This is a genomic window from Halalkalibacter suaedae (assembly GCF_017939705.1).
In the GTDB taxonomy this organism is placed as follows: domain Bacteria; phylum Bacillota; class Bacilli; order Bacillales; family Bacillaceae_D; genus Halalkalibacter; species Halalkalibacter suaedae.
Map to the genome: position 1 here is coordinate 133,494 of NZ_JAGKSQ010000006.1, position 17,046 is coordinate 150,539.

15 protein-coding genes and 1 pseudogene are annotated in these 17,046 nt (G+C 37.2%); 5 read left to right on the forward strand and 11 right to left on the reverse strand.

Annotated elements, in window-relative coordinates; genetic code table 11:
- Window positions 1-78 precede the first annotated feature (78 nt).
- Window positions 79-1,236: an ABC transporter permease gene (locus tag J7W16_RS15230; protein ID WP_210598219.1), complete on the reverse strand. Its 1,158-nt coding sequence runs from the start codon at window positions 1,234-1,236 to the stop codon at window positions 79-81.
- A complete protein-coding gene (locus J7W16_RS15235) occupies window positions 1,226-1,978 on the reverse strand; it encodes an ATP-binding cassette domain-containing protein (RefSeq protein ID WP_210598221.1) in 753 nt (250 codons plus the stop codon). Before J7W16_RS15235 ends, J7W16_RS15230 begins: the two co-directional genes overlap by 11 nt.
- 195 nt (window positions 1,979-2,173) lie before the next feature.
- Here J7W16_RS15235 and J7W16_RS15240 point away from each other — a divergent pair, with 195 nt between their 5' ends.
- Together J7W16_RS15240 and J7W16_RS15245 are read left to right on the forward strand one after the other, a co-directional pair.
- Window positions 2,174-2,872 carry a LytR/AlgR family response regulator transcription factor gene (locus tag J7W16_RS15240; RefSeq protein WP_210598223.1) on the forward strand — a complete coding sequence of 233 codons (699 nt, stop codon included), beginning with the start codon at window positions 2,174-2,176 and terminating at the stop codon, window positions 2,870-2,872.
- Between the two features lie 14 nt (window positions 2,873-2,886).
- On the forward strand, window positions 2,887-3,636 hold the full coding sequence (locus tag J7W16_RS15245; protein WP_246880038.1) for a sensor histidine kinase: 750 nt from the start codon (window positions 2,887-2,889) through the stop codon (window positions 3,634-3,636).
- Between the two features lie 50 nt (window positions 3,637-3,686).
- Here J7W16_RS15245 and J7W16_RS15250 read toward each other — a convergent pair whose 3' ends face one another.
- Window positions 3,687-4,736, reverse strand: coding sequence for an NAD(P)/FAD-dependent oxidoreductase (locus J7W16_RS15250; protein WP_210598225.1), 1,050 nt, complete (start codon window positions 4,734-4,736; stop codon window positions 3,687-3,689).
- Between the two features lie 197 nt (window positions 4,737-4,933).
- On the opposite strand from J7W16_RS15250, the pseudogene J7W16_RS21975 reads away from it, so the two are divergent.
- Window positions 4,934-5,054 (forward strand): annotated as a pseudogene (locus J7W16_RS21975) (iron-enterobactin transporter ATP-binding protein); the annotation flags it as partial.
- Window positions 5,055-5,481: 427 nt separating this feature from the next.
- On the opposite strand, the gene J7W16_RS15255 reads toward J7W16_RS21975, so the two are convergent.
- From J7W16_RS15255 to J7W16_RS15265, 3 genes are all read right to left on the reverse strand, one after another.
- Window positions 5,482-5,691 carry a hypothetical protein gene (locus J7W16_RS15255; protein ID WP_210598227.1) on the reverse strand — a complete coding sequence of 70 codons (210 nt, stop codon included), beginning with the start codon at window positions 5,689-5,691 and terminating at the stop codon, window positions 5,482-5,484.
- A 335-nt stretch (window positions 5,692-6,026) separates the two neighbouring features.
- On the reverse strand, window positions 6,027-6,986 hold the full coding sequence (locus J7W16_RS15260) for a calcium/sodium antiporter (RefSeq protein WP_210598229.1): 960 nt from the start codon (window positions 6,984-6,986) through the stop codon (window positions 6,027-6,029).
- Between the two features lie 434 nt (window positions 6,987-7,420).
- Window positions 7,421-8,023 (reverse strand): methyltransferase domain-containing protein, encoded by a 603-nt coding sequence (locus J7W16_RS15265; protein WP_210598231.1) that lies wholly within the window; start codon window positions 8,021-8,023, stop codon window positions 7,421-7,423.
- Window positions 8,024-8,145: 122 nt separating this feature from the next.
- Between J7W16_RS15265 and J7W16_RS15270 the strand changes: the two genes are divergently transcribed.
- The gene (locus J7W16_RS15270; protein WP_210598233.1) at window positions 8,146-8,835 is read left to right on the forward strand and encodes a DUF421 domain-containing protein; all 690 of its coding nucleotides are present in this window, start codon (window positions 8,146-8,148) and stop codon (window positions 8,833-8,835) included.
- Between the two features lie 52 nt (window positions 8,836-8,887).
- Here J7W16_RS15270 and J7W16_RS15275 read toward each other — a convergent pair whose 3' ends face one another.
- The 3 genes from J7W16_RS15275 to desA all read right to left on the reverse strand — a co-directional run bounded on the left by J7W16_RS15275 (window position 8,888) and on the right by desA (window position 11,896).
- On the reverse strand, window positions 8,888-9,487 hold the full coding sequence (locus J7W16_RS15275) for a response regulator transcription factor (protein WP_210598235.1): 600 nt from the start codon (window positions 9,485-9,487) through the stop codon (window positions 8,888-8,890).
- 13 nt (window positions 9,488-9,500) lie between these two features.
- Window positions 9,501-10,622, reverse strand: coding sequence for a sensor histidine kinase (locus J7W16_RS15280; RefSeq protein ID WP_210598237.1), 1,122 nt, complete (start codon window positions 10,620-10,622; stop codon window positions 9,501-9,503).
- Between the two features lie 224 nt (window positions 10,623-10,846).
- Window positions 10,847-11,896, reverse strand: coding sequence for a Delta(5) desaturase DesA (gene desA, locus J7W16_RS15285; protein WP_210598239.1), 1,050 nt, complete (start codon window positions 11,894-11,896; stop codon window positions 10,847-10,849).
- 274 nt (window positions 11,897-12,170) lie between these two features.
- Between desA and J7W16_RS15290 the strand changes: the two genes are divergently transcribed.
- Window positions 12,171-13,043 (forward strand): SDR family oxidoreductase, encoded by an 873-nt coding sequence (locus J7W16_RS15290; protein ID WP_246880039.1) that lies wholly within the window; start codon window positions 12,171-12,173, stop codon window positions 13,041-13,043.
- A gap of 561 nt (window positions 13,044-13,604) precedes the next feature.
- Here the strand turns inward: J7W16_RS15290 and cydC are convergent.
- Window positions 13,605-15,326 (reverse strand): thiol reductant ABC exporter subunit CydC, encoded by a 1,722-nt coding sequence (cydC, locus tag J7W16_RS15295; RefSeq protein ID WP_210598241.1) that lies wholly within the window; start codon window positions 15,324-15,326, stop codon window positions 13,605-13,607.
- A 2-nt stretch (window positions 15,327-15,328) separates the two neighbouring features.
- Window positions 15,329-17,044, reverse strand: a complete 1,716-nt coding sequence (gene cydD / locus J7W16_RS15300) for a thiol reductant ABC exporter subunit CydD (RefSeq protein ID WP_210598243.1) — start codon at window positions 17,042-17,044, stop codon at window positions 15,329-15,331.
- Window positions 17,045-17,046 lie beyond the last annotated feature (2 nt).

Genomic DNA, 17,046 nt, shown 5'->3' on the forward strand with positions numbered 1-17,046 from the left:
GTAAGATTAGTTCCTTTATCGTATCATATATCTGAAAAAGGCTGTGCAAAAGGAATCAACCTTTTACACAGCCACTACTTAATTCATTACCCATTTGTCTTTCATAAATAGAATTCGCCCAGCAATAAAGATTATGATAATGGCAAGCAGGTTACTACCTAGCATCACCATTAGATGTTGATAATCAATGATTCCAAAGCTCAATTCTTTCAAAATGCTAAATAGATTCATCACCGGAATGGCAAAATGGGTGAAAGTAAGTTCATTGACACCATAGCTTGTTAAGATCATCACTGGAAACATTGAGAGCATCATAATAGGTGAACTATAGCTCTGTGCTTCTTTTACTGTTTTTCCAATAATACTTGTTAGCATTAGAAGCGAAGACATTAACGCTGCATAGACAATTGAAGCCAATACGGCACATCCAATAATGAGAGCAGCTTGATTGTTAAATGTGACAGCCTGCTTTAAGTTCTCGGTCAAAAAGGTAATCTCAAGTGCAACGACGATGAGTGTGATAATCCCGGTTATCGCACCAATAGATGTAATTGTTAACCACTTAGCCACGAGCAACGTCGAACGATTAACTGGTGTCATCAGAAGGGCTTCCATCGTCTTCTTTTCCTTTTCACCAGCAAATAGATCGGAAGCAGATGGGGCCGCTCCAACTCCAATTGCAATTGCTAATACTAACGGGATTAACATTGCGATTAAGTTGATACTTGGGTCTTCCTCAGAAACTTCTTTTTGACTAATTGAAAATGGCTGAATCAATTCAAGATTCGCTCCCTCAGCTTGCAAGCGTTCTGTAATAATTGATTGCTCATAGACTGCTAATGCATTTGTGACAACTGACATGAGATAAGAGGAATTTTGGCTAAAAGAGTCTCCGATTATGACGACAGACGTCTTCTCTCCATTCTCTATTTGCGTAATGAAATCTTCATCTGTAATGAGAGCCGCTTGTGCCTCACCGTTTTCGACCGTTGCTTGAGGATCCTGAGACTTGATATACTCAATTGTCTCATCACTTGAAAAGATTTTTTCTTCCTCGGTACCAAACGATTCTTGAACAGCAAGAGTATACCTTTCCCCGTCACCATCTGAGAGCATGTTCTCATAAAACAAAGTGAGCCCTGTCATCATGATGATTGGTAAAAAAACTGTTAATAATAATGTACGGCGATCACGAAAGCTGTCCTTCATTTCCTTGAAATAGATATTACGAAGCATAGTTCTCATCCCTTCTGACGAGTTTACTCATAAAAATATAATTTAAATCACGCGTTGATTCAGATTGATATAATTTTTCTAGATTACCATGGTGGACGAGCTCTCCTTTATGCATCATCGCAACATTGTCACACAGCAAAGCAACTTCCTCCATAATATGGCTTGAAAAAACAATCGTTTTACCTTCACTTTTCAGCTGATGGACGAGCTGCCTGAACACATTTGATGATGTAATATCAAGTCCTGTTGTTGGTTCATCAAACAAGATAATCTCTGGATCATGGATAAGTGTTCTTGCAATTGCTACTTTCTGTCTCATCCCTTTTGAGAACTTTCCTACTTTCCGGTCTAAATAATCCTTCATTCCAAACATTTTTGCTAAATCATTAATACGGACCTTCGTTTCATGCTTACTTAATCCGTATAGCATCGCGAAGTATTCTAAATTCTCGCGAGCTGTTAAACGATCGTATAGACCTGTCTCTCCACCAAATAAAACGCCAATTCGCTTCTTAATTTCATTAGGATCTGCTATTGTGTTAAAGCCAGCTACCGTCACCGTTCCTTCAGATGGTGCAAGAAGAGTTGCGATTGTTCGAAGCAATGTTGTTTTCCCTGCTCCATTTTCACCGAGCAAGCCAACTGTTTCTCCCTTTTTAACAGAGAACGTTACGTGCTTAAGTGCTGTGACAAATTGTTTTTTATCTTGAAATGTTTTCGTGACTTCATTTATCATAATCAATTTTCTTCACCTCTTCGTTTTCGTTACCATCATCATACATTCGTCATCTTGGAGAATCATTAGTTATGTCGCGAATGATCCATTTGTTGTCGTGAATTGGTTCATTTTTTGGATTATGATGGTAAAATACAGATAAAGTCATTTAATTGGAATGATTATTTTCAGAAGAGAGATCAATAGTGAGGCGGAATAAGCATGAGGATAGGACTTGTGGACGATCGGCAGTTAGATTTAGATAAATTAATAGGCATCGTTTCCCAACTTCCAGATATTGATATCGTCTTTTCCACATTGTCAGCGGAAGAGGCTTACGAGCATATTAAGCGAGTGGATATTGATTTATTAATCGCCGATATTGAAATGCCTAATCTGTCAGGTTATGAGCTTGCAGATATTATCCATTCCCATGCCCTTAATATCGCAGTCATTTTTGTAACAGCAACTAGTGGGTACGCCGTCCATGCATTCGAACTGAATGTACATGATTATATTATGAAACCATATACACGCGAACGGTTAATTAAATCGATTGAACGGCTGAAAGAGAAATCACAGTCAGCTGACATTGTCGGACGTCTTTACCTAAAACAAAAAAATGACATTCATATTATTCAAAAGAAGGATATAATTTTTATCGAGCGCTCAGGCCGTGCGACAACAATCTATACAAGGTCTGGACCAATTAAAACCTATCAAACTCTCAATCAGCTAGAAGGGGAATTAAGAGAAAGAGACTTTATCCGTTCACACAGGTCCTTTATCATTAATATTCATTTTGTCATGAACTTTTCGCTCTATGCTAAGAATTCATATATTGTGACATTTGATGGGATCGAGGAACAAGCAATGATTACAAAGGATAAGGTAACCTTCCTTCAAAATCACTATTTTTAAAAGGAGGAAATCGATTGGAGTTAGTTATTTATTTGGTTATATTCACTATATTACTACTAGCCGCTATTGGACTAACGTCATTTTTTTATTCGAAAAAACTGACCGGGATGAAAAGAGAATTACATCAACTTGCTCAACAACATGAACAAATAAATGAAACCTTTCTTGTCGTAAGAGGGGAACGTCACGATTTTCTTAAACATGTTTCCGCCATTCACTTTATGCTCGAAAATGATGAAACACCGAAAGCAAAAGCTTATTTAGATGACCTAGTTGACGGGTATGAACGAACGAATCTAGCGATCAAAGGAGAACGCGGATCCGTTGCAGGCGTCCTACATCAAATGTATCGCCGGGCAAGCTCATCTGGTGTTAGCATCGTATACGACTTAGACGTCCCGCTATCTACTCTACCCATCTCTGATCACGATCTTGTCACATTGCTTGGAAATCTACTCTCAAACAGTATTGATGCAACAATCGAATGGCAGGACAAATACAAAGAACAAGGACTAATTACATTACAATTTTATAAGCGAAGTGGATTATATATCTTACTCGCCAAAAACCATAGTCTTGCAATTCCAACCAATATTCTAGACAAACTGTTTCATACATATGGAAGAACGACAAAAACAGGTGAGCACCATGGAATTGGAACTAAAATGATTAACAATATTGTGGAGAAGAATAATGGGTATTTAGATTTCACCTACAAAAAAGAAGAGTTTTCCGTCAAAATTAAATTACCTGCACTTCAATAAATCTCTTCCGAAAAAAAAATCTCAAGTGATGATCACTTGAGATTCTTTTCCTATCTAATCAATTGTTTAACTAATTCTTTATTTTTCTCTTTAAATAATTCATTATGTGACGACACCATTGCGTACCCATGGGCATTCGGCTCAATAAACTGCTTTGCTTTGTTCACGGCATTGGCCGCATCCTGAAAGGCTCCAGCAATTAGGTTAAGTTTCCCATCATGCTTCAAGATATCTCCTGCTGCGTAAAGGCCCTCAATGGATGATTCACTATTAACATTTCCAGCCACATAATAATCATCAATCATGTCAACAACTAGATCGCTATTCTCCAGTAATGCCGCATCTCTTTCATAACCATGATTAATAATCACTTCATCTATTGCTACATATGTTACTTCACCAGTTTCATGGTTCGTTAGCTCAACACGTTCGATTAACTCATGGTTATCACCAGCAATCAATTTCGTAATCGACGTGTGGAAGAAGCATGTCACCGAACTATTCTTTAATTGTGTAACCTGTGCCTCATGACCATTTAATGACCCTTTGCGGTAAGTCAAATACACCTGTTTAGCGATTGGCTCAAGTTCATTAGCCCAATCGATTGCTGAATTACCTCCACCGGAAATAACAACCGTCTTATCTTTAAAACGCTTTAATGATTTGACTGTATAATTCAAGTTTGAAATCTCGAACCTCTCAGCTCCTTCGATTTCTAGCTTCTGAGGGTTAAGAATGCCACTTCCTACTGCAATAATCACTGTTTTCGAGTAATGTGTTTGACCCGATGCAGCTTGCAATACAAAAATCCCTTCCTCATTTCGTGTTATCGACTCTACTTTTTCATCAAGAACAACCTCTGGATTAAATGTTAAGCCTTGTTTAACAAGCTGTTTGATCAGCTGCTCACCTGAAGTAGGAGTCAATCCGCCTACATCCCAAATCATCTTCTCTGGATACACATGTATTTTTCCACCTAATTGTGGTTGAAATTCGATAATCTTCGTCTTCATTTCTCTTAGTCCGCTATAAAATGCTGAGTAAAGCCCCGCTGGTCCACCGCCAATAATCGTGACATCAAATAGATCCTGATCGCCCATTTCGCTCACTCCTTAGTAATCAACCGTTACTGATTATCATTCTCAATCAAATATACATTGAATTCGTCATCATTACAATAGGAAACGAAGTTATTATTGGCTTTTATTCAAAACAAGACTACGATTCACTTATATAAATGATAACATTATCACCTATATCTTCCGAATGAATATAAACATAGGCAAAGAGGTAAACAATGGTTCGCCTATATACAGAAGAGTTATCGGTTGGCTATATGTGAGCAGTTAATTGTAAAGGAACTCAGTTTACACATTCCTGATCAAAAGATCACAACAATAATTGGTCCAAATGGGTGTATGAGACTAAGACAAACGTGATTTAACTAATAGAAAATCCGAACGATGATAGACAGCGGAGATCAACCGATTCTGAAATATACTTCGCTATGGGATTGCCTTGTTCGTTATTTCAGTGAGACATTAGTTATATCTTAGTATCATTTGCTTGTTAACAATAAGCTTACTCCTCAACGTTTTTCTCAGGAGTCATTGCCAAAATTAGCCCATAAACACTTGGTGGAATACTAATAATAAGAAGCCACCAGTTACTAGTCACAAGTGATAACACAGTAAACGTAATAAGATAAACAAAGTTAGTATTCTAGATACAGCTTCATTATTTCAATAATATCCTAAACGGAAACTTATTGAATAATGGTACTTATTTACTAAACAAGAATATCAAATTCTTAACACCACTAACACCGTTCTACTATTTTTATCTTCAACCTTGGTTTAAATAGCTTTTTAGTATTTTCTCTGATACTAATGCTGTTAGTGGAACAACACCAATCAGGTAGAGTAAAACAGTAATAATTGAAGTAAATCCATTCGCCTTCCACGGCACCATATAATAATAAATTAAGCCGTAAACTTTCGAAAACAGGAATAGTAGAATAATGAACAAGACCAAAAATATTAGTTTATTTCTCACTTAACCCATCCCCTTTTCTTCTAGAAGTCTGACCCGTTAATTCGATAAGAAAAGGTATTAATCCTGCTTCAGTATCTTTCCTAAGTTCATGCCCCTTTCAATAGTATACAAATAAAAAAGCACCCATAAATGAGTGCTTGCACGTTGACAACCATCGCAAAAATATCATTGACCCACTTAGCATTTTCTTTCATGCCTAGCTTTTCCCATAATCTTTTATGTGTATTTAACAACTCAGGGATGGTTTGTTTAATTGCCTTAATGAGTATAAAATGTAAGTTTTCACTTGACCCTCAATGCTATAGTACAGGAGAGTCAAGCATCAAATTTAACAGTTAATTTCTGATAATAATATAAGCAAGATACACAATATAGATGCTTGCTAACATGATCCCTTCCTTCTTAGAAATCTTGTAATTTGTTCTAGAGATAACTAGTAATAGTAGAGTAACAAAGACCATTATCCACATATCTAGAAAGATTTTCGAATCAACCGCTAACGGATGGATGACGGCTGAAGTTCCCAAGATGAAAAAGACGTTGAATATATTACTACCTACAATATTTCCTAAAGCAATCTCACTTTGCTTCTTAAGGGCTGCCATAATGGAAGTAACAAGTTCAGGAAGCGAAGTACCTATTGCAACAATCGTCAAACCGACAAGCGTTTCGCTCATCCCGAGTGACATTGCAATTTTTGTACTATTTTCAACTACAAGACTTCCCCCAAATATAATAGCAGCAAGGCCTCCAATTGTTAAAACAAGGTTTTTCACCCACGAAGTATTCTTAATATCATCATTAGGAGTCACTTGTATTTGACTGCGATCATTCCTTGCCATCTCAAATACGTAGTAAAGAAAAACAGCAAAGAATAAAAGTAGAATGAACCCTTCCGTTCTTGTAATCAAATTCATTTCAGAATATTGAAGTTGAACATCACTAATCAGAATTAGTAAAGCAACAGCAGCTAACAAAGCAAACGGTATATCTTTTCTAATTGTCATATTTTTAACTGCTAAAGGAAAAACAATTGCCGTCACTCCTAAAATGAAGGTCACATTAAAGATATTACTCCCAACGACATTTCCAATAGCTACGTTACTGTTTCCTTCCAAGGCAGCAATAAAACTGACTGAAGCTTCGGGTGCACTTGTACCAAAGGCAACAATGGTCAACCCAATTAACATTGGTGAAATTCTTAAGATAGTTGCTATTTTCGAAGCACCATCAACAAAATAATCTGCCCCTTTAATTAAAAGCACAAATCCTACTAATAACAATAAATATGTCATGCCGTCACCTCATTTATAATTTGGCCAATTTGACTACACTAACCTGCATTAACGGCATTAAAAAAACCTTTACCGATGTCGGTAAAGGTCATTACAAATAAAATAAAGACCTTTACCTACAGGTAAGGTCTGGCTAACAACGTTAGTTGCCAATAAAGCCGAGAGCATTGCTCTGGAATGACGACTTTATTATAAAAGCTACTCCCCTTAAAAGAAGATATTCAATTGATTAACGTAATCATAAGTCACAAATAATAGTCTGTCAATTGTTATTTTCCAACTCTAAACTTTCGCTATAACTTCTATTTCACAAAACAATATTTTTCTAACCACAGATTGTTTCGATCCGAGTAATTTGTTTATTCTACAGTACCATGAATCACAATTTCACCATACCTCTTCCGTATATTGAAATAGCAAGATTGATAAGCGTGTTAGCAGAGTCTATAGATCAAAAACCTTTCATTAATATTATTTCCATATATATCATTCAAGGCAATTTCCTCTTTTAACGTAAATGAAGTTTGATGCTCTAGGTAATAAATATACTCTTTAGCCGGATAATATAAGATGATATCCACTTCCCTCTTAGCATTTGTGACAGAGCGTAGAATGTTATTAATAACTTTCATAAAGATTTGTACTGAAAATGGATTAAAGAAGTAGAACCTGTTATCAGCTGAAGTAATTTCATACTCCTCTGCTAAACAGCACTCGAATTCGATTTGATCTGTCTTTTTATTTTTCTTTTGATAACGGTCTAGATTTTTTAATGCTTCGATATATAATTTCTCATTCATTTCAATCCCTACAACATTTGCTTCAAAAAAATGGTTAATATAAAAGTTTAACCTTCCTTTTCCACATCCAAAATCAATGACTTTGTCTGTCTTTGTGATCGTATACTTGTCGAATAAGCGGTCTAAAGCAAGGTAAGGCGTTGCCTCATACCGATGATAGTGAGCTGAGTCAGGGAACCCTTTTTGGTCATTCTTCGTTTTAATATTAAATACACCATCGTAATAATTCTCTTGCATAATGAACTCCTTAAATTAACATGTTAAGCTTTTTATTATACTGCCGTAAAACACATAAAAACCTATATTCGCAAGCATACTATTTTCAACTATGTATGTACATAAGGGAAGTGGTTTAAACGATGAGTATGATTGAAATGATTATTCGAACAACTGTTGGATTTGTTGTACTGTATAGTTTATGTCGTTTTCTAAACAAAAAGCTAATTGCACAAATGACCTTTTTTGATTTTGTCGCAGGTATCACAATTGGATCCATTGTTGCCAGTTCCATGTTAATGAAGGATATCCCTGTGATGATTGGTATGGTTGGATTGATTCTATTTTGCGTTTATACTTTCCTATCAAGCATTGGAGCAATGAAAAGTATATGGGGTCGGAAAATTTTAGAAGACGAACCCACTTATTTAATCAAAAATGGACAAGTCCTTGAAGAGGGACTTAAAGTAGTCAGGCTAACAATGGATGGACTTTTAGCTGGATTAAGAAAAAAGGGATTTTTTTATCTTGATCAAGTTGAGACTGCCTTGATGGAAACAGATGGAACAATCACAGCACTGGCTAAACCAGCTTATTTAAACGCAACACAACAAGATGTCTTTAACGTTCATTCAAGTCGTGGTAATGCACAGGCTTTTATTGTAGATGGTCAAGTATTAACCGAGAGCTTATCATTATTAAATAAGGATATGACCTGGGTACGAGACGTTCTCCATTTAAACAACATCGCAAACATAAAAGAAGTTTTCTTTGCACAAATAGATGAACAAGGGACTATCTATATTGATAGAAGAAAAGACTTAATCAATTAAAAATAAAAGACATCTATAAGGATGCCTTCTTCATAACAAGAATCTTACTAATTCATTTAAACCAGCCTTTTTCCTTGAAGCGAGCTATTGCCTCAATTCGGTTTCCAACATCGAGCTTATCTAGTATGACTGAGATATAGTTGCGAACAGTCCCATTTGTTAAGTATAACTGATCGGCTATCTCCTTTGTACTTTTCCCGTCAGCGATTAATTCGATTACTTGCACTTCACGTTCAGTTAATGGGTTTTCATTCTCATAAGCAAGATCAACTAGCTCTGGTGCATAGATTCGGCGTCCGTCCATAATGATTCTAATTGAATTGGCTAGCTCTTCACTAGGACTATCCTTAAGCAAATAACCACTCACTCCCGCTTTTCTAGCACGTTCAAAATAACCAGCCCTTGCAAACGTAGTTAGGATGATCACCTTACATTCTTGACCTTTTAATTCCTCTGCTGCATCCAACCCTGTTTTGACAGGCATCTCAATGTCCATAATACAAATATCAGGACTCAGCTGTTTTACTAGTTCTAATGCTTCTTGTCCGTTCCGGGCTTTACCGACAACTTCCATGTCTTCTTCTAAATCGAGTAAAGAACCTAAAGCTCCAAGTAGCATCCGTTGATCTTCCGCAATGACTATTCGAATCAAAAAAAGTCCCCCCCTACTTCGTTTGTTTAATGACATTAGGTACGTTTATCTCCAATGTCGTTCCCTTTGATTGGATGAAGTCTAACGTTCCGTTGACAAATTCTAGCCGTTCTTTAATTCCTTGTATGCCGTGTCCTTTTTGAAGATCATTACGATTTGAAATTCCAATCCCATCATCCTCTATGACGATTCGCAGTTCACCCGATAATTCTTGAATGCTTACTTTACACATTGTTGCCTTACTATGCTTAACAACATTAGTCACAGCTTCCTTTAAACACATACTAGCAACATTTTCAATTAATAATGGCGTTCCATTAAGCTTGGCATCTCCCTCAAAGATAAAGTCCATTTCCGCAGCTTTAAGAATTTGTTTGATATGAATGATTTCATCTTCTAGTTTGATTCCACGCATATCTGAGACCATTTCACGAACTTCTTTAAGGGCCGTTCTAGCTGTTTGGTTAATGTCCATAATCTCTGCCTTTGCCCCGTCCACATTAACATCTATTAATTTACGAGCTAAATCACTTTTCAGCCCAATTAATGATAGTTTCTGTCCAAGTGTATCGTGCAAATCTCTCGCAATTCGTTGTCGTTCCTCAATCACCATTAATTTCGAAATCGTCTTATTTGCATCCTCTAATTGATGTTCAAGCCTTTCGTGCTTGTTGCGATTATACGTATTAAATGGCATCAGAATTACTCCGATAATAGAAAGAGCGATAAAAGGAAATTGCGAGAAAAACAGTTCATTCTTAGTGAAAAAGCTAATTGTTACAGCAATGATCGTCGTAAGTAAATGAACAGTATACAAAACAAAAAAGCCAACTCTACTTTGGATATTCCCAATAAAAAACGCTAAGAATAGCGCGAAATAAACATAGCCATAAAATAAAGTCATGCCAATACTAATCGCCATTTCGATTCCAATCCAAAGGTAGACAAAGCGACCGTTAGAAATAAAAGATAGACGATAGGAACCAAAAAATAATAAAATCATAATTATTCCAAAGACAATTTCTAACATAGAAGATGTTTTAAAAATAAAATAGAATGGCAATAAACAAAAGATGATCCAAACATAGATACTAAGACCTGTGTTTTTGGGAAAAATATTATACCAGCTCTGCATAGGTCCCTCCTATTCTCTTTATTATATATGACCCACCTAAATTTTTACATAAATGAAACGAAAAACCCTTCAAAATTCAGATGTACTAGTAAAGGTTTCTTATCGCCTTTTTATGTACATCGTAGTTGAACGGTTTTTCTGATACATCCTTATTATCTTAAAGGCCACTGAAAAACCGATGTTTTCAGTGGCCTTAAGCAATGATTATAACCGTTGATACTCCCTTATCTTGTTGGGTTTACTCGGTTACTTTTAAGCTTCATGCCCGCTTTAGCTTTTTCAAGTAATGGCTTCACTTCTTTAAAGCTAACAAACGTCTTCTTGTTCTCATCATATAGACGGAAGCGAATTGACTCTAAACTTGAGCTAACCGTTATTGTCGTAGCCTTTTGTAATGGTGGCGTTGATTCATGTGCCTTTTCAAGATTGTAATTTGGAACTCTTGGGCTCAAGTGATGAACATGGTGGTAGCCAATATTACCAGTCACCCATTGTAATACTTTAGGTAGCTTATAATACGAACTTCCATCAACTGCAGCCTTCACATAATCCCACTCTGATTCATCTTCAAAATAAGAATCTTCAAACTGATGTTGAACATAGAATAACCAAATGCCAAGCGAACCAGCAACAAATAGAATTGGTGCTTGAACGATTAGAAATGCCTGCCAGCCGACTAACCAGATCATTGCTGAATAGACAGCAACAATTGATGCATTGATCAGATAAGTGTTCATTCGTTCTTTTTTTCTAGCGTCTTTTCGATTCATTCTGTTCGTTACGAAAAACAAGTAAATCGGTCCAAGTCCAAACATAACAAGTGGATTACGGTAAAGACGATAAGCTAATCTTTCCTTCAATGGTGCTTCAACGTACTCATCAACCGTCATGATCCAAACATCACCTGTTCCACGCTTATCTAGATTACTACTTGTTGCGTGGTGAATTGAATGCTCTCGCTTCCACTTTTCATAAGGGAACATCGTAATAACGCCAGTGATCGTACCTAAGATATTATTGATTTTTTTATTTTTGAAAAATGAGCCATGACAACAATCATGGAAAATGATAAAGATTCGGACAACGAACCCTGCTGCTACAATCGATAGTGCAAGTGTCAACCAGATTGAAACAGATAAGCTCTGATAGGCTAGGAACCATAATAGAATAAACGGTGGAATTGTGTTAAATATCTGTCTAACACTTGATTTAGCATCGGAATTCTCATATGGTGCAACACTTTTTTTCAGTTGTGCTAATTTTTGTTTACTCATAATTGCCCCCTTGAAGGTTCTATTATTTGAATTTTATTAGAGACTTAATTAACCCTATTATAAAAAAAGCAATACTAACTATGTAGTCATGAACGTCAGTAAGTTATATGACAAGTGTCATATGCTAACTTCGGTCACAAATAATTCCACATTCATATGATTTCTTCTATAAAACAAAATTATTCAACCAAGAATAGATATGAAGCAAGTTGAGCACGTATCCCCTAAATCCGTTATACTAGAGGCACTGAGAATGAATGACTGGAGGGATATCATGAAGTCAGATCAACCCACTATGGTTGTAACAGGTGCAAATTCTGGAATGGGAAAGGCGACAGCTCTTGCTTTTGCCAGGCTAGATGCTCATGTCATTATGATTTGTAGAAATGAAGCTAAAGGAATAGAGGCACAGCAAGAAGTGATACAAGAAAGTGGTAACACTAAAGTCGATCTTCTCCTCTGCGATTTCTCCAAACTAGAAGATGTTCGTCAAACTGCAGCACATATTAATCAGCATTATACCCGCCTAGATGTACTAGTAAACAATGCTGCTATCATTTCCACTAAGCGTCAGGAAACAGTTGATGGCTTTGAATTACAATTTGGAGTAAATCATCTTGCTCCCTTTCTACTCACAAACCTATTACTCGATAAATTAAAGGAAAGTGCTCCTTCACGAATTATCAATGTATCATCTGGAGCTTATAAATTTGGAAAGATCTCTTTTAACGATCTCCAATCAACAAAGGGCTACCGAACGTTCAAAGCTTATGGTCAATCCAAACTAGCAAATATCCTATTCACTTATGAGCTGGCTCGTCGATTAGAAGGAAGTGAAGTAACTGCTAACACCCTTCATCCTGGTGCTGTCTCAACGAACTTAGGAATCGACCGGCAAACAGGCTTCGGAAAAACGATTGTAAAGATGCTAAAGCCCTTTTTCCAAACACCTGCTGAAGGAGCAAGCACAGCTATTTACTTAGCCACAGCCGATGAAATAGCTACGATCTCCGGAACCTACTTCATTAACAAAAAACAAGTAAAAACAAATGCACAAACACATGACGAAGCCCTGGCAAAGAGATTATGGAGTGTTAGTGAGGAGTTAGTCGGTTTGAATACCGGTAAAAAACACATATCAGAGTAATTAGAGGTAAGTAGTGATAGTGGCCTGCGTTACGCCTACCGGATAGAAAAAGTGCACGGTTTTTCTCCTAAAGATTACTTACGGACATTTGTTCCGCTAATTAAGAGAAAAAAGCGAAAAATCATATGGGAGCGGACATTTGTTCCGTTATTTAGTGTCATGACTGTCATTATTTAGAGAATTATATGAAATAAAGGAACATATGTCCTTAACACTGATAAAAAGGGGATATTATTCGAATTTAAGGGATCAAATGTCCGTAAAGGTTCTACAAATCGCATTAAGAAAATCTCTGCAACATTTGAGGTCAATGTTATTCCTAAATTTACTAGGAGAGACTTTTTGGCAGTGAAAAGTTAGATAATATCAAACTTTAAATCCTCTAGCACGATTAGGCACACTGGAGCCCCACCACCGCATGCCGAGTAAATTTTGCATTTCTATCTTTGTTCAGGTTTAAAATAGTTCAGACACTTTCGCCCCGCCTCTTTGTCAACAAGCAAAAGCCCAGAGACAAATCTCTGAGCTTTTGTAGTTGATATATCAAATATCAATTTCCCATTACGATAGCACAACGCTTTTCTCAATTTGCTTCAGCTGGTAGAAATAGCCCTTTGCCTCAATTAATTCATTAAATGTCCCAACCTCAACAATTCTACCTTGGTCCATTACAACAATTTGATCCATTCGTTCTAGCCCTGCAAGTCGATGACTCACTATGACAACCGTATCTTCCTTCGCTTGCTTAAACAGAAGCTGGTAAAGCCTTTGTTCTGTCCAAGAATCTAGTGAAGAAGTCGGTTCATCCAGTAACCAAAATGAACTTTCTTTTAGCACAGCTCGAGCCATTGCTAATCTTTGCTTTTCACCGCCAGAAAGATTCTGACCTTTCTCTAACACTTGATCCTCTAGATTAAAATGAGGTAAATCTACATCGTCTAGAACTTGTTGAAGCTGTTCATCTGAGAACTGATTATTTGTTAATAGCAGGTTTTCCTTTATCGTGCCGTAGAAGAAGTGGTTTTCCTGTAGAATCACATTAATTCTCTTCCACAATTCCTCCTGGTCCATTTCCATGATCCTTTCACTATTTAAATAGATCTCACCTTCATTTGCTTCAACAATCCTTAAGAGAAGCTGGAGGAGTGTTGATTTCCCTGAACCACTTGGCCCAACAATGGCTGTTTTTGAACCAGCTGGCAATGTCAAAGTGATGTTATTTAACGTGCTACGCTGTTCATCTGGGAAGGTGAAGCTAACATTATCCAAATGAACAGAAGGTGCCGTTTGCCAATAGTGGAGGATTTCCTTAGACTGCGGCTCCGTTTTTTGATTCGTTTCAACTACAGAATATAGCCGCTCCGTTGCCTTTTTACTATCTTCGTAATGGACAGGAAACGCGGCCATTGGTGTTGAGTGTTCGAACACTGTCAAACTGACCATAACAAGCATCGCCAAGAATACACCATCTAAGCTTCCTGTCGCTACTAAATACGCACCTACAGCCAAAACCATCCACGAAATAAGCAAGGAAACGATCGTATTGATGCTTTGATTATAGATCGATTGTATCCCTTCTTGTTGTTGATCTCGAATATAGCTATCAGATGCATCTAATAGTAGCTGTTCCTTGTTCTCAAGCTTTTGATGAATTTTCAACTCTCGAAACCCTTGAAACCACTCAGCTATTTCCGTTGAAAGATGTGCTCGATCTTCACGAATCTCATTGCTGATCCTTTTTTGTTTATTCGCAAAATATGCTGGGATGATAAATCCTGTTATAACTAAACCAATTGCTAAAAGGATAACAACAGCAACTGAGTAAAAGGATAAAAATAAAATCGTACTAAGAAAAACCAAAATCATTATAATCGGTGGATAGAGCACGCGAAGAAAAAAGTTCTGTAGGCTTTCGACATCGCCAACAATACGGGACAATAAATCTCCACCACGGTATTTTTGAAAGACACTCGCTGAAAGCCCCTCTACTTTTTCATAAAAATGAACACGCAAATCACTAAGCATTGTGAATGTCGCTCTATGTGAATAATATCTCTCTGCATACCGGCTTCCTGCACGAAGAAAGCTACCAATCTTCACGATCGCAATCATTGTCATTAACACAGATAGCGAAGTTTCAATTGCCGCACGAGAAATCAGAAAACCATTTGCTGCAAATAGGCCAACAGCTGTAATTCCTGCTATATAACCAAAAAGGATTGAGAGAAGAACATCCTTCTTTTTTTTCATCATTAGTTTCGTGATATGAATGAGGTCTGTCATCTCTACACCTTCTTTTCTTGTGGAGCAAAAATGTCACGATATGCAGCTACATCTTTTTGTAAGTCATCATGCTTACCTCTCGCTATAATTGAGCCTTGCTCCATAAAAAGAATCAGATCAGCCTTCTTGATCGTTTGTAGACGGTGTGCGACAGTAATCACAGTGGCTGTTTCGGCTAGTTCCTTCATTGATTGTTGAAGGATCTTCTCCGTAACTAAATCTAATCCAGTTGTCGGTTCATCAAATAGGATAATCGATGGTTTTTTCAAAAAGGCACGTGCTAATGTAACCCGTTGCTTTTCTCCACCTGATAGACCCCTTCCACCTTCACCGATTTCTGTATCATATCCATCTCGTAGCGATTCGATTAAATCTGCGATACCAGCCTTTTTTGCGGCTAGTTCAACTTCTTCTCTTGAAGCCTTGATTCCTAGTGCAATATTTTCAGCAATGGTTCCTGAAAACAAATAAGGATGCTGTGTAATATAGCCAATCTGTCCAAACCATTCCTGTTCATGGTAATCTGACCGATCGCGACCATTTACTCGGATATTTCCGCCTGATGGTTTCACAAGACCCGCTATGAGGTTAAGCAATGTCGTCTTACCTGACCCACTTTTTCCGACAATCGCTATTTGCTGATTTGGCTTGATTGTTGCGTCAATCTGACTCAGAGCAAAGCCTTCTGCACCATATTGAAAGTGAAGATCCTGTAATTCAATTGTTTTAGGCTCAGCAGTCATTCTTTCATTTCCCCACTCAATTGAGTCTTCAATTGTCTCTAATTCCTGTTCTACTTTGGCTGCGGCTCCAGTACTACTTCTGCCGGCATGGAATGCACTTCCTAGCTCTTTAAGGGAAGTAAAGAATTCTGGGACAAGCAACAGAATTAGAAAAGCCGTGAAGAAATCCATTGATTGAAAAACGACTAATCTCAAACTTAATTCTAATGCAACAAGACCGATGCTAAGCATTGAGATAAATTCCAGCATCAACGATGACATGAAAGCCACTTTGAGTATATTCATCGTTGCATCTCGAAAGCCGAGACTACTTTTTTCGATGACATCTTTGTACTGTTTAGAGCGGCCATATAGCTTCAAACTTAGTAGCCCTTGAAGCGTATCTAAAAATCGACCTGAGAATGCAGCCAAGCTCTCAAGCTTCTCCTCTGATTTCCGTTGCGTGGCTCCACCAATAATAATCATAAATAGCGGTATAAATGGAGCTGTCACTAAAATAATTAAGCCAGAGTAGACATTCTGGCTAAAAATAACAATGAGAACAACGAGTGGCACAACTGTTGTGACGATTCGTTGCGGAATATACTGACTAAAGAAGCTATCTAGCTCGTCTACTGTGTCGAGCAGGACACTTAGTTTATGTCCTGATTGTCCGGTATAAGAAGCCGTCAATGAATTCCGTGCATATTTCTCAATTAATCTTTTACGGTAGTTGGCCTTAACTAGAGCGGCCATTTTCAAACCAATCTTCCCACTAAAATAGGATAAAGATGCCCTAACAACTAGGACACCTATTAGAACGATTAATGGGAAGATTACATGGGAAAATGTTTCTTTATTTATAAATAAATCATTAATAATGGAAACAATTAAATAGGCTTGCAAAATGATGACAACACTTAAAGCCAGTGCGATGAAAAACAGTGAATAGTACCGTCCCTTTTGTTGCTTTGCAAGCTTTTGCAGTGTTTTCATCT

Bases quoted from the DNA above. Each gene is read 5' to 3' on its own strand.
- J7W16_RS15230 (WP_210598219.1), bottom strand. From the start codon at position 1,236: ATGCTTCGTAATATCTATTTCAAGGAAATGAAGGACAGCTTTCGTGAT.
- J7W16_RS15240 (WP_210598223.1), top strand. From the start codon at position 2,174: ATGAGGATAGGACTTGTGGACGATCGGCAGTTAGATTTAGATAAATTA.
- J7W16_RS15250 (WP_210598225.1), bottom strand. From the start codon at position 4,736: ATGGGCGATCAGGATCTATTTGATGTCACGATTATTGGCGGTGGACCA.
- J7W16_RS15260 (WP_210598229.1), bottom strand. From the start codon at position 6,986: ATGACATATTTATTGTTATTAGTAGGATTTGTGCTTTTAATTAAAGGG.
- J7W16_RS15265 (WP_210598231.1), bottom strand. From the start codon at position 8,023: ATGCAAGAGAATTATTACGATGGTGTATTTAATATTAAAACGAAGAAT.
- J7W16_RS15270 (WP_210598233.1), top strand. From the start codon at position 8,146: ATGAGTATGATTGAAATGATTATTCGAACAACTGTTGGATTTGTTGTA.
- J7W16_RS15280 (WP_210598237.1), bottom strand. From the start codon at position 10,622: ATGCAGAGCTGGTATAATATTTTTCCCAAAAACACAGGTCTTAGTATC.
- desA (WP_210598239.1), bottom strand. From the start codon at position 11,896: ATGAGTAAACAAAAATTAGCACAACTGAAAAAAAGTGTTGCACCATAT.
- J7W16_RS15290 (WP_246880039.1), top strand. From the start codon at position 12,171: ATGAAGTCAGATCAACCCACTATGGTTGTAACAGGTGCAAATTCTGGA.
- cydC (WP_210598241.1), bottom strand. From the start codon at position 15,326: ATGACAGACCTCATTCATATCACGAAACTAATGATGAAAAAAAAGAAG.
- cydD (WP_210598243.1), bottom strand. From the start codon at position 17,044: ATGAAAACACTGCAAAAGCTTGCAAAGCAACAAAAGGGACGGTACTAT.